The organism is Desertihabitans aurantiacus, assembly GCF_003344635.1.
GTDB lineage: Bacteria > Actinomycetota > Actinomycetes > Propionibacteriales > Propionibacteriaceae > Desertihabitans > Desertihabitans aurantiacus.
In genome coordinates this window covers 1-18,637 of sequence record NZ_QPKK01000037.1, presented here as the reverse complement: position 1 = coordinate 18,637, position 18,637 = coordinate 1, and the positions used below count along the sequence as shown (strand labels likewise).

The 18,637-nt window shown below is 73.8% G+C and carries 14 protein-coding genes and 2 pseudogenes; 7 read left to right on the top strand and 9 right to left on the bottom strand.

Annotation, left to right across the window (positions count from 1 at the left end; genetic code table 11):
* The 4 genes and pseudogenes from DVA66_RS05180 to pknB form a co-directional block, all read left to right on the top strand.
* Positions 1-577: pseudogene (locus tag DVA66_RS05180) on the top strand (hypothetical protein); the annotation flags it as partial.
* A complete protein-coding gene (locus DVA66_RS05175; protein WP_114559098.1) occupies positions 577-1,992 on the top strand; it encodes an FtsW/RodA/SpoVE family cell cycle protein in 1,416 nt (471 codons plus the stop codon). The pseudogene DVA66_RS05180 and the gene DVA66_RS05175, both read left to right, overlap by 1 nt.
* Entirely contained in the window at positions 1,989-3,425 is a 1,437-nt protein-coding gene (locus tag DVA66_RS05170; RefSeq protein WP_114559097.1) for a peptidoglycan D,D-transpeptidase FtsI family protein, read from the top strand. Before DVA66_RS05175 ends, DVA66_RS05170 begins: the two co-directional genes overlap by 4 nt.
* Positions 3,426-3,471: 46 nt before the next feature.
* The gene (gene pknB / locus DVA66_RS05165) at positions 3,472-5,370 is read left to right on the top strand and encodes a Stk1 family PASTA domain-containing Ser/Thr kinase (protein WP_114559096.1); all 1,899 of its coding nucleotides are present in this window, start codon (positions 3,472-3,474) and stop codon (positions 5,368-5,370) included.
* A 61-nt stretch (positions 5,371-5,431) separates the two neighbouring features.
* Here pknB and DVA66_RS05160 read toward each other — a convergent pair whose 3' ends face one another.
* Positions 5,432-5,698 carry a cell division protein CrgA gene (locus DVA66_RS05160; RefSeq protein WP_114559095.1) on the bottom strand — a complete coding sequence of 89 codons (267 nt, stop codon included), beginning with the start codon at positions 5,696-5,698 and terminating at the stop codon, positions 5,432-5,434.
* Between the two features lie 77 nt (positions 5,699-5,775).
* Here DVA66_RS05160 and DVA66_RS05155 point away from each other — a divergent pair, with 77 nt between their 5' ends.
* Positions 5,776-6,606, top strand: coding sequence for a DUF881 domain-containing protein (locus tag DVA66_RS05155; protein WP_232821770.1), 831 nt, complete (start codon positions 5,776-5,778; stop codon positions 6,604-6,606).
* A gap of 6 nt (positions 6,607-6,612) precedes the next feature.
* On the opposite strand, the gene DVA66_RS05150 is transcribed toward DVA66_RS05155, so the two are convergent.
* From DVA66_RS05150 to DVA66_RS05135, 4 genes are all read right to left on the bottom strand, one after another.
* Positions 6,613-7,491 carry an oxygenase MpaB family protein gene (locus DVA66_RS05150; protein WP_114559094.1) on the bottom strand — a complete coding sequence of 293 codons (879 nt, stop codon included), beginning with the start codon at positions 7,489-7,491 and terminating at the stop codon, positions 6,613-6,615.
* A 4-nt stretch (positions 7,492-7,495) separates the two neighbouring features.
* Positions 7,496-8,125: an aminodeoxychorismate/anthranilate synthase component II gene (locus DVA66_RS05145; RefSeq protein WP_114559093.1), complete on the bottom strand. Its 630-nt coding sequence runs from the start codon at positions 8,123-8,125 to the stop codon at positions 7,496-7,498.
* 43 nt (positions 8,126-8,168) lie between these two features.
* A complete protein-coding gene (locus DVA66_RS05140; RefSeq protein ID WP_157973847.1) occupies positions 8,169-9,296 on the bottom strand; it encodes a baeRF11 domain-containing protein in 1,128 nt (375 codons plus the stop codon).
* Between the two features lie 67 nt (positions 9,297-9,363).
* The gene (locus DVA66_RS05135) at positions 9,364-10,866 is read right to left on the bottom strand and encodes a pyridoxal phosphate-dependent decarboxylase family protein (RefSeq protein ID WP_114559091.1); all 1,503 of its coding nucleotides are present in this window, start codon (positions 10,864-10,866) and stop codon (positions 9,364-9,366) included.
* Between the two features lie 84 nt (positions 10,867-10,950).
* Between DVA66_RS05135 and DVA66_RS05130 the strand changes: the two genes are divergently transcribed.
* Positions 10,951-11,922 carry a DUF3500 domain-containing protein gene (locus tag DVA66_RS05130; protein WP_157973846.1) on the top strand — a complete coding sequence of 324 codons (972 nt, stop codon included), beginning with the start codon at positions 10,951-10,953 and terminating at the stop codon, positions 11,920-11,922.
* A 380-nt stretch (positions 11,923-12,302) separates the two neighbouring features.
* Here DVA66_RS05130 and DVA66_RS05125 read toward each other — a convergent pair whose 3' ends face one another.
* From DVA66_RS05125 to pdhA, 4 genes are all read right to left on the bottom strand, one after another.
* A complete protein-coding gene (locus DVA66_RS05125; RefSeq protein ID WP_114559089.1) occupies positions 12,303-13,799 on the bottom strand; it encodes an HNH endonuclease signature motif containing protein in 1,497 nt (498 codons plus the stop codon).
* Positions 13,800-14,330: 531 nt separating this feature from the next.
* Complete coding sequence (locus DVA66_RS05120; RefSeq protein ID WP_114559088.1) at positions 14,331-15,788, bottom strand: dihydrolipoamide acetyltransferase family protein; 1,458 nt, start codon at positions 15,786-15,788, stop codon at positions 14,331-14,333.
* 24 nt (positions 15,789-15,812) lie between these two features.
* Positions 15,813-16,787 carry an alpha-ketoacid dehydrogenase subunit beta gene (locus DVA66_RS05115; RefSeq protein WP_114559087.1) on the bottom strand — a complete coding sequence of 325 codons (975 nt, stop codon included), beginning with the start codon at positions 16,785-16,787 and terminating at the stop codon, positions 15,813-15,815.
* Positions 16,784-17,902 (bottom strand): pyruvate dehydrogenase (acetyl-transferring) E1 component subunit alpha, encoded by a 1,119-nt coding sequence (gene pdhA, locus DVA66_RS05110; protein WP_232821769.1) that lies wholly within the window; start codon positions 17,900-17,902, stop codon positions 16,784-16,786. Before pdhA ends, DVA66_RS05115 begins: the two co-directional genes overlap by 4 nt.
* A 210-nt stretch (positions 17,903-18,112) precedes the next feature.
* Here pdhA and DVA66_RS05105 point away from each other — a divergent pair.
* Positions 18,113-18,637: pseudogene (locus DVA66_RS05105) on the top strand (ATP-dependent DNA ligase); the annotation flags it as partial.

The window sequence follows — 18,637 nt, the reverse complement described above, 5'->3', positions numbered from 1 at the left end:
CACCTCCCCGCCGCCGCCGCTGGCCGGCGGGGGCTCCCCGGCCAGCGCCAGCACGCCGGTCCGCCCGCAGGGCAGCCCGGACGAGCGGGAGGAGGAGCGCCGCTACGCGCTGCAGACCCCGCCGTCGGCCCGGCGCCGGGTGCTGCGCTTCGCGCTGTCGGTGGTGCTGGCCCTGCTGCTGCTCGGCGGCGCCGGTGCCGGTGCCCTGGCCTGGGGCCGGACGCAGTTCTACGTCGGTGCGGCCGAGGAGACGATCGCGATCTACCAGGGGCTTCCCGACAGCCTCGGCCCGGTCGCGCTCAACCGGGTGTACGAGGTGCAGCCCACCCGGCTGGCCGACCTGCCGCTGCTCTACCAGGACCAGGTCCGCAAGACCATCGACACCCGCAGCCTGACCGACGCCCGGCGCACCGTCGCCGAGCTGGCCGAGGTGTCGCAGGAGTGCATCCGGCAGCGCCAGGAGCGTGCCGAGCAGGAGCGCCCGCCCGAGCCCACGCCCTCCCCCACCCCGACGCCGGGCCCGACGCCGGACGACTCGCCGTCGCCGGCCGCCCCGCCCGAGGACGGGTCCTGCTGATGGCCGCGTTCGACCCCGACGCGCCCGGCGTGGTGGTGGTGCACCGCAAGCGGCGCAACGTCGAGCTCGCGATGGTGCTCTTCGCCCTGCTCATCGGGCTGGCCGCCTACAGCCTGGTCCCGCTCAACCAGACCGGACGGCTGCCGGCGAACCTGCCGGTGGTGGCCGCGATCTGGCTGGGCCTGGGGGTCGCGGCCCACCTCGTCATCCGGTTCCGGCTGCCCTACGCCGACCCGCTGCTGCTGCCCTGCGTGCTGCTGCTCAACGGGTTGGGTCTGACGATGATCCACCGGATTGACATCATCAACGACCCGCCCACCTCCGGGGCCACCAGCCAGCTGCTGTGGACGGCCCTGGGTGTCGGGCTGCTGGTGGGCACCGCGCTGCTGCTGCGCGACCACCGGCCGCTGATCCGCTTCACCTACTCCCTCGGCCTGGTCGGCCTGGCGCTGCTGCTGCTCCCGCTGGTGCCGGTGATCGGCACCGAGGAGTTCGGCGCGCGGATCTGGATCCGGATCGCCGGGTTCTCCTTCCAGCCTGCCGAGGTGGCCAAGGTGGTGCTGGCGATCGCCTTCTCCTCCTACCTGGTGGAGAAGCGGGACGTGCTGGCGCTGGCCGGCGCCCGGGTGCTCGGGCTCGACCTGCCGCGGGCCCGCGACCTGGGCCCGATCCTCATCGTCTGGGTGACCAGCCTGGCGATCCTGGTCTTCCAGCGCGACCTCGGCACCTCGCTGCTCTTCTTCGGGCTGTTCGTGGTGATGCTCTACGTGGCCACCGAGCGGCCCGGCTGGGCCGTCCTCGGCACCGTGCTGTTCGCCGCCGGCGCCGCGTTCGCGGTGTGGGGGGCGAGCCGGATCAGCCAGCTCTCCCACGTGGGTGTGCGGATCGAGTCGTGGCTGCACCCGTTCGCCGACATCGACCAGAACGGGCAGATCGTCAGCGCCCAGTTCGGGCTGGCCTGGGGCGGGCTGCTGGGCACCGGGCTGGGCCTGGGACGTCCGGGGCTGACCCCGCTGGCGCGCAGCGACTTCATCGCCGCCGCGATCGGTGAGGAGCTCGGGATGGCCGGGCTGATGGCGGTCATCGTGGTCTACGCGCTGGTCGTGGCGCGCGGGCTGCGGGCGTCCCTGGCCTCGAAGGACCAGTTCGGCAAGCTGCTGGCGATGGCGCTGTCGTTCGTGCTGGCGCTGCAGGTGTTCATCATCATCGGCGGCGTCACCCGGCTGCTGCCGCTGACCGGTCTGACCACGCCGTTCATGTCCCAGGGCGGCTCGTCGATGATCGCCAACTGGGTGATCGTCGCGCTGCTCCTGGTGATCTCCCACCAGGCGCGCAAACCCGCGGCGACCCGGCTGGAGAGCGCGCTGGAGGACGAGGAGACCCAGGTCATCGAGACGGCAGGAGGGGCCCGATGAACCGACCGATCCGCCGAGTCGCCGTGCTCTGCCTGGTGCTGTTCGGGCTGCTGCTGGGCAACGGCACCTACCTGATCGTGGTCCGCCAGGACAGCCTCAACGCCCACGCCGCCAACCGCCGGGTCCGCGACGCGGAGTTCTCCCAGGACCGCGGCGCGATCCTCGTCGGCAACACCCCGATCGCCGACACCGAGCCCACCGACGGCCGGTTCGGGTACCAGCGGGTCTACCCCGAGCCCGAGCGCTACGCCCACGTCACCGGCTGGTACTCCTACGACCGGGCCCGCTCCGGGTTGGAGGAGGGCTACAACACCGAGCTCGCCGGCACCGACGACTCGCTGTTCGCCCGCCGCCTGGTCGACCTCGTCACCGGCCGGACGCCCGAGGGCGCCAGCGTGGTCACCACCATCGACCCGGCGGCCCAGCGCGCCGCGGAGGAGGCGCTGGGCGACCGCAAGGGCGCCGTGGTGGCCCTCGACCCCCGCACCGGCGCGGTGCTGGCCACCGTGAGCCACCCCAGCTACGACCCCAACCGGATCGCCAGCCACGACGTCGAGGCGGCCAACGAGGCCTACGCCGAGCTGGTCGACGACCCCGACAACCCGCTGACCAACCGCGGGGTGCGCGAGATCTACCCGCCGGGATCGACCTTCAAGCTCGTCACCGCGGCCGCGGCGCTGGAAGCGGGCCGGGAGCCCGACAGCGAGGTCGACACCCCGGCCGAGCTCACCCTCCCCGGCACCCAGACCACCCTCGGCAACGACACCGACTGCGGAGACGGCCGGGTCAGCCTGGACCGTGCGCTGCAGCTGTCCTGCAACACCGCCTTCGCCAACCTCGGCACCGAGCTCGGCGCGGACGCCCTGCGTGAGCAGGCCGAGCGGTTCGGCTTCGACACCCGCCACCTCCCCGACCTCAACGGGGCGGCCAGCACCTTCCCCGAGGACCCGGACCCGGCGCAGACCGCGCTGAGCGCGATCGGGCAGTTCGAGGTGGCCGCCTCGCCGCTGCAGATGGCGATGGTGGCGGGCGCGATCGCCAACGACGGTGTGGTGATGGACCCCTACCTGGTGAGCCAGGTGCGGGCGCCGAACCTGTCCACGCTGCGCGAGACCCGACCGCGGGAGCTGGGCCGGGCGATGTCGGCGGAGAACGCCGAGCAGCTGCAGCAGATGATGGTGAACGTGGTCGACCAGGGCACCGGGACGAACGGCCAGATCGCCGGCGTCGAGGTGGGGGGCAAGACCGGGACGGCGCAGTCCGACCTGTCCCAGCCCCCCTACGCCTGGTTCGTCTCGGCCGCGCCGATGGACGACCCGCAGGTGGCGGTGGCGGTCTTCATCGAGGAGGCCGACATCCCCCGCAACGACATCGCCGGAGGGCGGCTGGCCGCCCCGATCGCCCGCGAGGTGACCCAGGCGGTGCTGCAGTGACGACCGCGCACCCGACCCCCTGGTCGACCAGGAAGGACCCGAACCGATGAACCTGCTCGGAGAGCGCTACGAGCTGGGCGACCAGCTGGGACGTGGCGGGATGGCGGAGGTCCGGCGGGCCACCGACACCCGGCTCAACCGGCAGGTGGCGGTCAAGCGGCTGCGCACCGACCTCGCCTCCGACCCCACCTTCCAGGCCCGCTTCCGCCGCGAGGCGCAGTCCGCGGCGGGGCTCAACCACCCCAACATCGTCGCCGTCTACGACACCGGCGAGGACTTCGACGAGCGCGCCGGGGTGGCCGTGCCCTACATCGTGATGGAGCTGGTCGAGGGCCAGACCCTGCGCGACCTGCTGCGCGACGGACGCAAGATCATGCCCGAGCGGGCGCTGGAGATCATGCAGGGCGTGCTGGAGGCGCTCAGCTACAGCCACCGCGCAGGCATCGTGCACCGCGACATCAAGCCGGCCAACGTCATGCTGACGCCGAACGGCACGGTCAAGGTGATGGACTTCGGCATCGCCCGGGCGCTGGCCGACACCTCGGCCAACATGACCCAGACCGCCGCGGTGATCGGCACCGCGCAGTACCTCTCGCCGGAGCAGGCCCGCGGGGAGACCGTGGACGCCCGCAGCGACCTGTACTCGGCCGGCTGCCTGCTGTACGAGCTGCTCTGCGGACGTCCGCCCTTCGTCGGCGACTCCCCGGTGAGCGTGGCCTACCAGCACGTCCGCGAGCAGCCGACCCCGCCCAGCCAGCTCGACCCGATGATCACCGAGGCGATCGACGCCGTGGTGCTGACCTCGCTGGCCAAGGACCCCGGGGCCCGCTACCAGACGGCGCGGGAGATGAGCGACGACCTGGGCCGGCTGCTGTCGGGCCAGGACCTCACCACCGTGCTGGCCTCGCCGCCCCCGCCACACTCCCCCGGCCCGCCGACCCAGGCCACCCAGGTGCTGGGCGCCCCGGCCCCGGTGCCCACCCCGGCCAGCGCCGACACCGCCACCGAGGCCGACGGGCTGGAGGCCGCCGACGGCGAGGGCGAGCTGGAGGAGGAGCAGAAGTCGCGGCGGTGGCCGGTCGTGCTCGCCGTGCTGGCGCTCATCGTCATCGCGCTGGCGGCCGCCGGGCTGATCTACGTCTTCAACGGCCCCGGTGACGAGCAGGCCGGCCCGTCGACCTCGGCGACGCCGCAGGTGCAGCTGGTGGACCTGCCGCGGGTGATCGGCTTCAGTCAGGAGCGGGCCGAGTCCGAGCTGACCAACGCCGGCCTGCGGATCGAGGTCGACGAGGAGCAGGGTGCCGACGACGGCACCGTGGGCCAGGTGACCCAGCAGAGCCCGGACCCCGACGACGAGCCGCAGGTCGAGGCCGGATCGACGGTGACCGTCACGGTGAACGTCGGGCCCGACACCGCGACCATCCCCGACGACATCGTCGGCCAGCAGCAGGACGACGCGATCGACGCCCTCACCGACGCCGGCTTCGACCGGGACAACATCGAGGTCGCCGACGCCACCAGCGAGGTGCCCAGCGACGAGGCCGGTGAGGTGCTGACGGTCGACCCGGCCGCCGGGTCCGACGTCGCGGTGGACGAGACCATCCGGCTGACCGTGGCCACCGGCCAGTCCGAGATCCCGGACTGGAGCGGGTTCAACCAGGCGGCGGTCGAGCGGGACGCCGAGCGCAACGGCTTCACCGACATCCGGTTCGACTTCGAGGACAGCGACGAGGTCGCCCAGGGCGAGGTGATCCGCACCGAGCCCAGCGCCGGGGTGCGGGTGCCGCGGAGCAGCGAGATCGTGGTGGTGCTGGCGACCGCGGCCCCGCCGGACGGTGGCAGCACGGAGTCCCCCGACCCGGGTGACGGACCGTCCCCGTCGGCGTCGCCGTCTGCCAGCCCCTCGGCGACCCCGGACGACGAGGACGAGGGCGACAACAACTGAGCCGGGCGGGCCGTCGCGAGAGCGGCGGCCCGGACCGGGCCCCGATCAGGAGGTCAGCGGGTCAGCGCCACTGGGTGGCGATGACGAACGAGCTGGCCATCAGGCCCATGCCGATGAGGATGTTCCAGTTGCCCAGGTCTCCCATGAAGGGGATCTGGCGGCCGGCGATGTAGTAGACCACCAGCCAGGCCGCGCCGAGCAGACCGACGGTGATGAACACCGGGGGCACCCAGCGCCGGCTGCCCGGTGCCTTGACCCGCGGGGTCGACTCCTGGGCGTCGCGCTGCTTCCGCGCACCCGCCTTCTTGCGAACCTTCGACTCCGCCACCAGTCCTCCTCCGGGGTTTCGGTGGGTAGCGTAGTCCGCGCACCAGCAGATGGCACGTCGTCGGGGAGGGAGGAGCTGTGGCACCCGCACATGCGTCCCGTCCCGAGGGGGGTGGCCCGGACGTCTCCGGAGGCGGATCCCCGGCCCGGTGGCGCCGTCCCCTGGAGCGGCTGCAGCACCGGCTCCACCTCGACCGCGGACGTCCGCACCGCCGCAGCCTGCTGACGATCGGGGTGTGCTTCCTGGCCGGGCTGATGATCACGGTCTCGGCGATCAACGCCCGTGGCACCGACCTGCGTCCGGAGCGGCACACCGAGCTGATCGACCTGGTCCGCAGCGAGGCCGCCCGCAGCCAGGCGCTGGCCGAGCAGGTGGCCGCGCTGCGCAGCGAGATCGACGGGCTGGCCGCCTCCACCGGCGACGACGCGGCGGTGGACGACCTCGCCGAGCTCGACCGGCTGGCCGGGCTGGAACCCGTCGCCGGGCCCGGGGTGACGGTGACCCTCACCGACGCCCCGCTCAGCGTCGACCCGCCCGACGTCGACGGCGACCTGCTGGTGGTGCACCAGCAGGACATCCAGGCGGTGGTCAACGTGCTGTGGCGCGGTGGTGCGGAGGCGATGACCATCCAGGGTCAGCGGGTCATCTCCACCACCGGGATCAAGTGCGTGGGCAACACCGTGGTGCTGCACGGGGTGCCCTACGCCCCGCCCTACGTCATCTCCGCGATCGGCGACCCCGAGGCGCTGGAGTCCGCGCTGGACCGCTCGGCCTACCTCGACGTCTACGCCGACTACGTCGACGCCTACGGGCTGGGCTACGAGCAGCAGGTGGAGCCGGAGCTGCGGCTGCCCGGGTTCAACGGCGCCAGCACGCTGGAGTGGGCGACCCCGGCCGGGGTGGGCTGAGCCGGCTCAGGCGGCGGCCATCGCCCAGCGCACGGTGGCGGTGGACAACCGGCCCAGCCGGCGCCCGGTGGAGGTCAGCGGGCCCGCGGTCAGCGGCGGCAGCAGCGCACCGACCGGCAGCAGCATCCGCCGGGCCCAATCCGGCAGCGCCGCCAGCCCGCCCGCAGCCAGCGCCCCGTAGCCGGGTCGGGCCGGCCACGGCAGCGGTGGCTGCAGCAGCAGGAAGACGGCGGCCTCGCGGGCGGCGCGGCTGAGCTCGAGCTCGGGGCGGAACCGCTCCAGCCGCTCGGCCAGCTCCGCGGTCGTGGTCGGCGGCTCGAGGACGCCGAGCAGCCGGGCGGGGGTGCCGGTCTGGGCGACGTAGGTGTCGGCCTCGGCAGCGGTCAGCGGGGTGCGGGCGTAGACCTGGTGGGCGGTGAGGAAGCTGTGCACCTCGGCGCAGTGCACCCACTCCAGCAGGTGCGGGTCGTCGGCCCGGTAGGGACGTCCGTGCTCGTCGGTGCCGTGCACCCGCCGGTGCACCCCGCGGACCCGGGCGATGGCGCGCTCGGCGTCGGGCACGGTGCCGAAGGTGGTGGTGGCGAGGTAGTGGCTGGTGCGCTGCAGCCGACCCCAGGGGTCGCCCCGGAAGCCGCTGTGGCCGGCGACCGCGGCCATCGCCAGCGGGTGCAGCGACTGCAGCAGCAGCGCGGCCAGACCGCCGGGGAACATGGCGGCCTCGGAGTGCACCCGCCAGATCGGGTCGTCGGCGGTGAACCAGCGCTCACCGGGGGTGTCCCAGATCCGCTCGGCGTGCTGCTCGGCGTCCGGGCCGGCCACCCGGGAGCGCAGCGCACGGCCGAGCACGCCCCTCAGCCGCTGGACCGCCGGGCCGGGGAGGGACACGGGCTCAGACGGCCATCAGCGGGCTGAGGTCCTTGGCCCGCTCGGGTGCGTCGGTGTCGCCGCAGACGGCCAGCCAGTTGGCCAGCATCTGGTAGCCGCCCTCGGTCAGCACCGACTCGGGGTGGAACTGGACCGCCTCGACGGCCAGCTCGCGGTGCCGGACCGCCATGATGACGCCGGACTCGGTGCGGGCGGTGACCTCGAGGACGTCGGGCAGCTGCGCGGGCTCGATCGCCAGCGAGTGGTACCGGGTCGCGGTGAACGGCGCCGGCAGCCCGGCCAGCACGCCGGAGCCCTCGTGGTGGACCAGCGAGGTCTTGCCGTGCAGCAGCTCCGGGGCCCGGTCGACCACGCCGCCGTAGGCGACCGCGATCGACTGCAGGCCGAGGCAGACGCCGAACACGGGGACCCGTCCGCCGTGGCTGCGGACCACGTCGACGCACACCCCGGCCGACTCCGGCGTCCCGGGGCCCGGGGAGAGCAGCACGCCGTCGTAGCCGTCGGCCCAGTCGGGCTCGTCGAACCGCGGGTCGTCGTTGCGCCACACGTCCACCTCGGCCCCGATCTGGGCCAGGTAGTGGACCAGGTTGTAGACGAAGGAGTCGTAGTTGTCGACGACCAGGATGCGGCTCATCCCGCCATTCTGCTGCACGCCGCAAGCCCGGGCGGCCCGGGGCTCAGGCCTCCAGCCCGGCGGACTCCTTGGGATAGCGCAGCATGGCCGCGACCGGGGAGCCGTCGACGAGGTCGCGCTGCCGGACGGCGCGGACGGTGCCGCCGGCGCGCAGCACCCGGGCGGCGATCTCGTCCACCAGGTTGTAGGTGGTGGGCGTGGGCTCGGGGGCGGCGGTGATGGTGCCGTCCTCGTCGATGGTGCCCTCGTCGGTGGCGTCGATGTCGAAGCGCAGCTCCTCGACCGCACCGACGGTGGCGGCCTTGGCCACCTCGGCCAGCGAGCTGGTGGCACGGCCGGCGCTGCGGCGGGTGCCGAACAGCTCGCGCCACTCGTTGACCTCGGCCTTGTAGCCGGCGGTGAGGATCTCCCGCGCGCGGGCGTCCACGGTGTCGATGTCGAGACTGGAGGCGTGGGCGTCGATGGTCTGCTCGCTGAGCAGCTCGTAGCGGTTGACCGCCCGGTAGGCCGGTTCGAGCTCGGGGGTGGCGGCGAGGATGAGCGGCAGCCCGGTGCCGCGGACGTGGGGCAGCACGGCGTCCTGCACGGCGTTGGCGTAGCGCTCGCGCTGGGGGCCGTCGGCGTGCTTGCCGCGCCGGTCGGCCTGGCCGTGGTTGTCGGTGACGGCGAGCAGGCTGTCGATGTCGTCGGGCAGGTCGAGCGCGCGGGGCTCGGCGCGGTGGTCGGCGGTCAGCTCGAAGAAGCGGACGTCCTGCTCGGCGAGGCCGAGGACGAAGCCGCCGTGGCGCTGGCTGACCGCTCGGAGCAGCCCGCCGAGGTCGAAGCGGTCGCCGACGGCGACGTGCGGGGTGAGCCGGTTGGCCAGGCGGAAGGTGCGGGTGGTGCCGGGGGCGGCGAGCACCACCAGGGAGTTGGCCTGGTGGCGCCAGAAGTCGTGGTCGGCCTCGATCTCGCGCACCGGGTCGAGCACCTGCGCCACGACGGCGGCGGGGGTGCCGGCCTCGACCAGCTGACGTTCGGCCTCGGCGATCGCGTTGCGCAGGCCGATGAGGATGCGTTCGGTCTCGGCCGGGATCGGCGAGGACTCCAGCGTGATGGTGACGCTGGCCGGGTCACGGGCGTCGATGAGCTCGGACAGATCCGTCGGGGTGGGGAGATCGACAGTCAGCATCCACCCACGGTAGGCCGTCGGCCGGCGGCCTCCGGCAGGGGGGTCGGGGGTGCGGCCCAGCTGCGGTTCAGCCGCCGTCCAGGACACTGGCGGCGACGTCGGAGAGCACCTGCCAGGTGTGCTCGACGTCGTCCAGCCGGGTGCGCCAGCCGCCGACCGCCCAGCGCAGGTAGGTGCGGCCGTCGGTCTGGCCGTGGCTGAGGTAGGCCACGCCGGAGGTGTTGAGGACGGTCATCAGCTCGCGGGTGGCCTGCTCGGCGTGGTCGTCGGGGAGTGGACGTCCGTCGGCGTCGGCGACCAGCCGGAAGGTGGCCAGGCCGAGGCTGGGTGGGGCGGCGAGGGCGAAGCGGGGGTCGGCCTCGACCAGCTCGGCGACCCGGGCGGCGCCGGTGATGCCGGTGCGCAGGTGGGCCTGCAGCCCGGAGCGGCCGTAGCAGCGCAGGACGGTCCACAGCTTGAGGGCGCGGAACCGGCGTCCGAGCTGGGGGTGCCAGTCGCGGTAGTCGACGACGGCGCCGGACTCGCTGGCCGGGTTGCGCAGGTACTCGGGCAGGACCGACAGGGCACCGATGAGGGCGCTGCGGTCGCGGACCCAGGAGGTGGAGCAGTCGAAGGTGGTGAGCAGCCACTTGTGCGGGTTGGTGACGTAGGAGTCGGCGTGCTCGGCGACGCCGGCGTTGATGTCGGCGTGCTCGGGGAGCAGCGCGGCGACCCCGGCCCAGGCGGCGTCGACGTGCAGCCACAGCCCGTGCTCGCGGGCGACGGTGGCGAGGGCGGTGACGTCGTCGACGGCCCCGGTGCCGGTGGTGCCGACGGCGGCCTGGAGGAAGAAGGGGGTGCGGCCGGCGGCGCGGTCGTCCTCGACGGCGCGGCGCAGGGCGGCGACGTCCACGGCCTGGGTCCAGGGGTCGACGGGGACGAGGTGCAGGGCGTCCTCGCCGAGGCCGGCCATCATCGCCGCCTTCTGCAGCGAGGAGTGGGCCTGGGTGGAGCCGTAGAGGACGTAGCCGGTGCCGGCCGTGCCCGCGGTGCGGACGGTTCCGCCGCTGGCCCGGTGCAGGGCGGCGAGGACGGCGGTGAAGGTGGCGGTGGAGGCGGTGTCGGAGATGACGCCGCCGCCGGTGGCCGGCTGGCCGTCGGTGCGCCGGTGGCAGAAGGCCTCGCCGAGGCCGAGGGCGCGGGCGAGCTCGTCGAGGACCAGCTGCTCGAGCTCGGTGGCGGCCGGGCTGGTGGTCCACACCATGCCCTGGACGCCGAGACCGCTGCTGAGCAGGTCGCCGAGGACGGCGGGTGGGGAGGAGTTGGCCGGGAAGTAGGCGAAGAAGCGCGGGTGCTGCCAGTGGGTGAGCCCGGGCAGCACGTGGGTGTCGAGGTCGGCCAGCACGGCCTCGACCGGCTCCGGCTCGTCGGGGATGGAGACGTCGAGGGCGCCTGCCACCTCGCCCGGCTCGACCTGGGCGAGCACCGGACGCCCGTCGACGCCCTCCCAGTAGTCGGCGATCCAGTCGACCACCCGGTGGGCGTGCTGGCGGAACTGCTCGGCGCTCCAGTGCGGTGACGGCTCGCTCACCCGCCCACGGTAGCCGTCCCCGGCGGCTGTCGTCGGGTGGCGGCTGGCCGCCGCGGGGACGGGGCGGGTCGTAGGGTCGAGGACGTGGTGACCACCGTGCAACGGATGCGCGAGGCGGCCCGGCGGCTGCGCGATTCGCTGCACGGCGTCGCCCGGCAGCGTGGCGTCGCGCCGTTCGGCGTCGGTGACCGGCGGGAGTGGAGCTACCTGCCCGGCCCGCGGCCCGGGGTGGCGCTGGTCGACCTGGACCCGGTCCAGCGGGAGCTGGTGATGGCGCTGCTCGACACCGCACTGAGCAGCACCGGCTCGCGGACCGCGCGGGAGGTGATGGAGCTGGACGGCGTGCTGCGGGAGCTGGAGCGTGAGCGCGGGGCGTCCAGCTGGCGGGTGCGGCACCCGCTGCACTACTGGGTGCGGGTGCTCGGCGACCCCGAGCAGGACGTCTGGGGGTGGAGCCTGGGCGGTCACCACCTGACAGTGGCGGTGACCGTGGTCGGTGACCGGGTGGCGGCGACCCCGCAGTTCTTCGGTGCCAACCCGGCCGTGGTCCGCGAGGGGCCGCGGGCCGGCTGGCAGGTACTGCGGGCCGAGGAGCAGGGGGCGCGCGACCTGCTCGGTCTGCTCGACGCCGACCAGCGCCGGGTGGCCGTGGTGGCGGACGAGGCGCCCAGCGAAATCGCCACCCGCCACGACCCGGTCGCCGATGCGTCCCGTCTGCCGCGGGGGATCGCGATGGGCGACCTCGAGCGCGATCAGCGCGGGGCGCTCGAGCGGCTGGTGCACTGCTACCTGGACCGGGCCGCCGAACCGGTCGCGGCCGCCGCCTGGCGGTCGGTCGTCGACGGCGGGCTGGAGGACCTGACCTTCGCCTGGTCGGGCAGCACCGAGATGGGCCGGCCGCACTACTACGCGCTGCGCGGGTCGACCTTCCTGGTCGAGTACGACAACACCCAGGACGACGCCAACCACGTGCACACCGTCTGGCGCGACCTGCGCGGCGACTGGGGCGAGGACCTGCTGGCCCAGCACCACGCCTCCGCGACCCACCACCACTGAGCGCCCGCTCCCCTCGGGCACCCCAGCCGCGCCGCCCGGCATCCACTGGAGCGGCCTCCGCCGGGCCAGCTATCGGGCGGCCTGAGGTGGTCGGCATGCTCCGCCGCGATCGCTGCTGGGTGCTTCCTGCGGCTGACGGCGGAGCCGACCGGCTGTCCGCCGTTCAGAGGCGACGAGCTCCCAGGGCTGTTCCCACAGCCGTTGGCGGCCACGCACCGCTGCTACTCATGGCGCCGGACATCCACCTGGGCGCACGCACGCCCCGAGCCCCGGCGGCGGTGCGGTGCCGACAGGGTGGGCAGGGGGTGCGTGCGCGTCAGCGCAGGGCGAGGTCCGGTCGGTGCGACGGGAGGACGCCGGGAGGACCGTCCGTCTGGTGCCTAGAACGGCGGGGGTGACTCGTCCGGACCATCGGGCGGCCCCGCAGCTCCCACGGGGATCGGTGGGCCCAGTGTCCGGCGGTGGTCGTCCGCGCGTGCGGTCGGCCTCTGTCGAGGGCGCCGACGGGGTGGTCCGGTGTCCGGGGTGAGGGCGTTGGTGCCGCCGTCGGGGTGGCGGCGGTAGCGGTAGCCATGCGGGCTGGTCCAGTCGTAGCAGCCGGGCCCGGTGCGGGTGTGGCGCCAGCCGGTGAAGGTCTTCAACCGGTGGTGGGCTCGGCACAACGGGGCCAGGTTGTCGCTGCTGGTCGGCCCACCGGAGTCCCAGGCGACGATGTGGTCGTCCTCAGCCGACCACCGCTGCTCGGCGGCGTCGTCGCGGCGCGGCAGCGGGTAGGGGTGCGCGGGCCGGGAGCACCAGGGGAAGACACAGGTGCGGTCGCGCAGGGCGATCTGCTCGCGCATCCGGGTGGTGGGGCGGTAGGCGTCGGTGGCCAGGACCGCGTTGAGGTCGATGACCGGTTTCACGCTGACCCGGGCGTCGGGGCGGGCGCACCAGTCGCGGATCTGCTCGGCGGTCACGGGTGCCCCGGTGTTCTCCACCCGACCGGTCGCCTCTGTGCACTCCCCGACCGCTGTGGATGCGCCTGCACCCAGTGCGGCGGCAGAGAGGTGGAGGTAGAGCACCACCCGCTCCGCGGCCTTGCCCGCGACCACACCCGTGACGGTGGTCTGCTCGGCGGCGAGGAGGTCGAGGGCGGGTTGGCGGCGGGCCAGCTCACCCACCGCGCGGGCCCGGCGCACATCCAGGCTGTCGGTGCAGCCGGCGCTGGCCAACGCCTGCGCCCCGTCCTGGACCGCGGCCTCCAGGGCGAGCGCGTCGGGCAGGTCCAGGGTGCCCCAGACCGAGGACAGGGCGTGGTCGCGGCCGCTGCGGTCGTGCTCGATGGCGAAGCAACGCCCCTCCAAGGCGTTCTGACGGCGACGTTCGGCCTCCTCGGGCATGTGCCGCTGGATCGCGGTGGTGACCAGCCGGTCCAGCTGCGCCGCCCCGACCCGGCCCGCCACCGCACACACCTGGGTGTCGACGAACCCGGCCGCCTCGACGCTCAACACCATGGTCCGATCCGCCACCGAGCGCGCCACCCAGGCGGGCACGGCGTGGGCGTGGACCTGTGCCCACAGCCGGGGCAGCCGGTGGCGCAGCTCGAGCGCCTGCCCCACCAGCCGCGCACCCGCACCGGTCGACATGCCCAGCGCGGCGGCGAGCTCGGCCAGGGACTCGGCAGACACCTGCGGGGTCCCGGATCCGGCGATCGGGCAGTCGGTCTCCTGACCCAGGTCGTGCACGCTCGCAGCCTCGGCGGGGTCGAGGGCGGGATGGAGGTCGGCCCACACGGCGGCCTGGCGCAGCAGTGCTGCTGCGGTGGCCCGCTCGGCCGCCCGCAGCTCGCGCACCTGGGCCAGCACCCCGGCCGCGTCGTTCGTCGTGTCCTCCATGGACGAAACGCTACGGATCCCCACTGACAGTTTTCGCACTGGTAGTCGAATCGACATCGGGTGCTGCGGGTGTTCCGCGCCCTTCGACAGGTTCAGGGTGTTGTGGTCGGGCTGGGCGACGGAAGCTGCTTGGCGCCCCCGCCGTCTGCTCGGCGTCTGCTCGTCCCACCGGGGATGCTGGGACGCCGCCTCTCACCATGCTGCCTCGCGCCTGCCTGGGTGCTCGCCCTTCGACAAGCTCAGGGCGCTGTCGCCGGACCTGGGTGCCGTCGTCAGGGCCGGGCGGTGCATGCGGTCCTCGAACGCTCGCCCTCCACCACGCTCAGGGCGCTGCCGTCCGGACTGGGCTGTCGTCGGGCCTGGCGCTGTGGTCGGGTCTGGGCGCTGTCATGACGCTTCACGGTGCGTGCAGTCGCGGGTGCTCGCCCTTCGACAGGCTCAGGGCGTTGTGGTCGGGCTCGGAGGTTGGGGCGTCCCGGGCGCGACGACGGCAGGGGTTCGGTGAGCACCGACGAGGTCACCCGGGACGGCTCAGAGCAGCACGCCCATGGCGGGGTCGGACAGCATCAGGGCGACGTCGGAGAGGAACTGCGAGCCCTCGGCCCCGTCGACCACCCGGTGGTCGAAGGAGACCGACAGCGTGGTCACCCAGCGCGGCTCGATGCGCTCCTCCGCGCCGGTGCCGACCACCCACGGACGCCGGTTGATGGCGCCGATGCAGAGGATGCCGGACTCCCCCGGGTTGAGGATCGGGGTGCCGCCGTCGACGCCGAAGACGCCCACGTTGGTGATGGTGAAGGTGCCGCCCGCGAGATCGGCCGGCGGGGTGCGTCCCTCCCGGGCGGTGCGCACCAGCGCGGTCAGCGCGTCGGCCAGCTCGACCAGCCCGAGCCGGTCCGCGGCCCGGATCTTCGGCACCACCAGACCACGCGGGGTGTCGGCGGCGATCCCCAGGTCGACCTGCCCGACCCGGACGATCTCCGCACCGTCAGCGGTCTCCTCCCAACGCGCGTTGAGGTCGGGGTTGCGGCGCAGCGCCCGGCACACCGCCGAGGCCACCAGCACCAGCGGCGTCAGGCGGACCTCGGCCAGGTCGCGGCGCTGCCGCAGCCGGTCCAGCAGCTCCATGGTGGCGGTGACGTCCACCTCGACCCACTCGGTCACGTGCGGGGCGGTGAACGCCGAGCGCACCATCGCCTCGGCGGTCAGCTTACGGACACCCTTCACGGGGATGCGCTCCTCGCTCAGCCCGGTGGGGGTGTCGCCCTTCGACAGGCTCAGGGCGTCGGGGGTGGGCGCGCTGGGGGCGGACGCGGCGGCGCGTTCGACATCGGCGCGGGTGATGATGCCGCCGTCCCCGGTGCCGGTCACGGTGGCCAGATCGACGCCCAGCTGCTTGGCCAGCAGCCGGGTCGGCGGCTTGGCCAGCACCGGTCCGCGCTCCGAGGTCGGCTCGGACGGCCCCCGCCCCGGCGTCGGCAGCGGCTCGCCCCCGGACGCGGCCGGCTCCGCACGCAGCGGCGCCACCTCCTCGGCCTTCCGCGACACCTGCGTCGCCGGGTCGAAGGACCCCTGCACCTGCGCCTGCGCCCGGCTCGCCGACTCCTCCGCCGGCACCGCCGGCGGCGCGGCCGCCCGTCGCTGACGCCGGCTGGTTCCGGACTTCTTCACCCCGTAGCCCACCAGGTTCGGCGCCGCGGCCTCGTCGCCGTCCGCCTGCCCCGACCCGGCCGGAGCCGGCGACGCGGCACCCGATCCGTCGTCCACCGCGATGATCGGCGTGCCGACGTCGACGGTGGCACCCTCCTCGACCAGCAGCTCGGTCACCGTGCCCGCGAAGGGGCTGGGCAGCTCGACCAGCGACTTGCTGGTCTCCACCTCCACCACCACGTCGTTGACCTTGATCTCGTCCCCGACCGCGACCCGCCAGGTGACGATCTCGGCCTCGACCAGACCCTCACCGGGATCGGGCAGGTTGAAGTACTGCATCGTGCTGGTCCTCCTGAGGACGGGTCAGTGCGCGAGCGAGCGGTCGACGGCGTCCAGGACGCGGTCGAGGTCGGGCAGGTACTCGTCCTCCACCCGGCTCGGCGGGTACGGCATGTCGTAGCCGGCCACCCGCAGCACCGGGGCCTCGAGGGAGTAGAAGCAGTGCTCGGTGATCCGCGCCGACAGCTCCGCGCCGAGACCGAGGTTCTGCTGCGCCTCGTGCACCACCACCGCTCGCCCGGTCTTCTGCACCGAGCGCACCACGGTCGCGGTGTCGATCGGGGACAGCGTCCGCAGGTCGACCACCTCGAGGCTGCGGCCCTCCTCCTCGGCGGCCGCGGCGGCGTCCAGACAGGTGCGCACCATCGGCCCGTAGGCCAGCAGGGTGACGTCGGTGCCCTCGCGGGCGACGGTCGCCTGGTGCAGCGGCAGCGGGGTGGCGTCGACGTCGACCTCGCCCTTGTCGTGGTAGCGCCGCTTCGGCTCGAGGAAGATGATCGGGTCGTCGGAGGCGATCGACTGCTGGATCATCCAGTAGGCGTCCGAGGGGTTGGAGCAGGTGACGACCTTGAGCCCGGGCGTGTGGGAGAAGTAGGCCTCGGGCGACTCGCTGTGGTGCTCCACCGCGCCGATGCCGCCGCCGAACGGGATCCGGATGACCACCGGCAGCGACTGCCGCCCCTGCGTCCGGAACCGCAGCTTGGCGACCTGGGTGACGATCTGGTCGTAGGCGGGGAAGACGAACCCGTCGAACTGGATCTCCACCACCGGCCGGTAGCCGCGCATGGCCATCCCGACCGCGGTCCCGACGATCCCGGACTCCGCCAGCGGGGAGTCGATCACCCGGTGCTCGCCGAAGTCCTTCTGCAGCCCCTCGGTGATCCGGAACACCCCACCGAGCTTGCCGATGTCCTCCCCGCACAGCAGCACCTTCGGGTCGGCCTCGAGCGCCCGCCGCAGCCCCGCGTTGAGGGCCTTCGCCATGGTCAGCGTCGTCATCGCGCCCCCGCCTCCATCTCGAAGCTGTCGGCGTACTCGGCGTAGGCCTGCTGCTGGGCGGCCAGGTACTCGGTCTGCTCGCCGTACACGTTGCCGAACATCGACCCCAGCCCGGGTGCCTGCAGCTGCAGGCAGCGCCGGCGCAGGTCGGCGGCGAGGTCGTCGGCCTCGGTCTCGAGGTCGCAGAAGAAGGACTCCCCGACCGACCCGGACGTCCGCAGCAGCGCCCTGACCCGCTCGATCGGGTCACGCAGCCGCCAGGTCTCCAGCTCATCAGCCAGCCGGTACTTGCTGGGGTCGTCGGAGGTGGTGTGGGCACCCATCCGGTAGGTGAAGGCCTCGATCAGTGACGGCCCGCCGCCGTTGCGCGCCCGCTCCAGCGCCCGCTCGGTCACCGCCCGCACCGCCAGCACGTCGTTGCCGTCCACCCGCACCCCGGGGAACCCGAAGCCGAGGGAGCGCTTGTACAGCGGGATCCGCGACTGCCGGCTCATCGGCTCCGAGATCGCCCACTGGTTGTTCTGGCAGAAGAAGACCACCGGCGCGTTGTAGGAGCTGGCGAAGACGAAGGCCTCGTTGACGTCGCCCTGGCTGGTGGCCCCGTCCCCGAAGTAGGCCACCACGGCGGCGTCCTCCTCCTTGGTGCCGTTGCCGACCAGGCCGTCGCGCTCCAGGGCCATCGCGTACCCGCAGGCGTGCAGCGTCTGGGCCCCGATCACCAGCGTGTAGAACCGGAACCGGGTGGCCTCGGCGTCCCAACCGCCCATGTCGACGCCGCGGAACAGGCCGAGCAGGTCGATCGGGTCGACGCCCATGCACAGCGCCACCGCGTGCTCGCGGTAGGTCGGGAAGACGACGTCGTTCGGTCCGAGCGCCCGGGCCGAGCCGACCTGGGCGGCCTCCTGACCCAGTAGGGACGCCCACAGGCCCAGCTCGCCCTGGCGCTGCAGGGCGGTGGCCTCGGTGTCCAGACGGCGGCCGAGGACCATGTCGCGGAGGTGGCCCGCGATCTCCTCGTCGCTCCCGGTGAACTCGTACTCGGGGTGCTCGACCCGCACACCTTCGGGGGTGAGCAGCTGGACGAGATCGGTCTCGTCGGCTGTGGTGGTGCTCAACACTGTCCTCCTCAACCATCTCTCCCGCACCCGGTCGGTGTGCCGGTGCACGCGCCGTCGGCGGTGCAGGGGTGGCCGCGTTGCCGACGGAGTCGGCACCCGTTCGCCGCGCACCGACTCCGCTCAACCTAGCCCTCCGTCTCCGCCGGTGACCAGAAAGCGAGGACGTCCAACCAGTCCCGCGCCCGGCGAGCGGAGCAGAATGCCGTCATGCCGCTGCTGCTCCAGGCCGTCGTCGAGGTCGCCCGCCGGGTGGGCGCCACCCGCTCCCGCAACGCCAAGCGGGACGTGCTGGCCGAGCTGCTGACGGCCTGCGGCGACGACGAGCTCGGGGTGGTGACGGCCTGGCTGAGCGGAGCCCCGAGGCAGCGCCGGACCGGGGTCGGCTGGCGCTCGCTGGCCGAGCTGCCCGCCCCCGCCGACGCACCCGCGCTGACGGTCGCCGAGGTGGACGCGACGCTGGACGCGCTGGAGGGCGACTCCGGTCCGGGCTCGCAGGGACGCCGCCGCGACCGGCTGACCGCGATGATGGCCGCCGCCACCGCCGAGGAGCAGCAGTTCCTGCGCCGGCTGCTCACCGGGGAGCTGCGCCAGGGCGCCCTCGACGCGGCGGTGCTGGACGCCGTCGCGCAGGCCTCCGACGTCCCGCTGGCACTGGTGCGGCGGGCGGCGATGCTGGGCGGGACGGCCGCCGCGGTGGCCGAGGCGGCCCGGCGCGGCGGGGCGGACGCGCTG

Coding starts and splice junctions, on each gene's coding strand:
- DVA66_RS05125 (WP_114559089.1), bottom strand. CDS start 13,799: ATGGAGGACACGACGAACGACGCGGCCGGGGTGCTGGCCCAGGTGCGC.
- DVA66_RS05175 (WP_114559098.1), top strand. CDS start 577: ATGGCCGCGTTCGACCCCGACGCGCCCGGCGTGGTGGTGGTGCACCGC.
- DVA66_RS05140 (WP_157973847.1), bottom strand. CDS start 9,296: ATGCTGACTGTCGATCTCCCCACCCCGACGGATCTGTCCGAGCTCATC.
- DVA66_RS05120 (WP_114559088.1), bottom strand. CDS start 15,788: ATGCAGTACTTCAACCTGCCCGATCCCGGTGAGGGTCTGGTCGAGGCC.
- DVA66_RS05170 (WP_114559097.1), top strand. CDS start 1,989: ATGAACCGACCGATCCGCCGAGTCGCCGTGCTCTGCCTGGTGCTGTTC.
- pknB (WP_114559096.1), top strand. CDS start 3,472: ATGAACCTGCTCGGAGAGCGCTACGAGCTGGGCGACCAGCTGGGACGT.
- DVA66_RS05115 (WP_114559087.1), bottom strand. CDS start 16,787: ATGACGACGCTGACCATGGCGAAGGCCCTCAACGCGGGGCTGCGGCGG.
- DVA66_RS05145 (WP_114559093.1), bottom strand. CDS start 8,125: ATGAGCCGCATCCTGGTCGTCGACAACTACGACTCCTTCGTCTACAAC.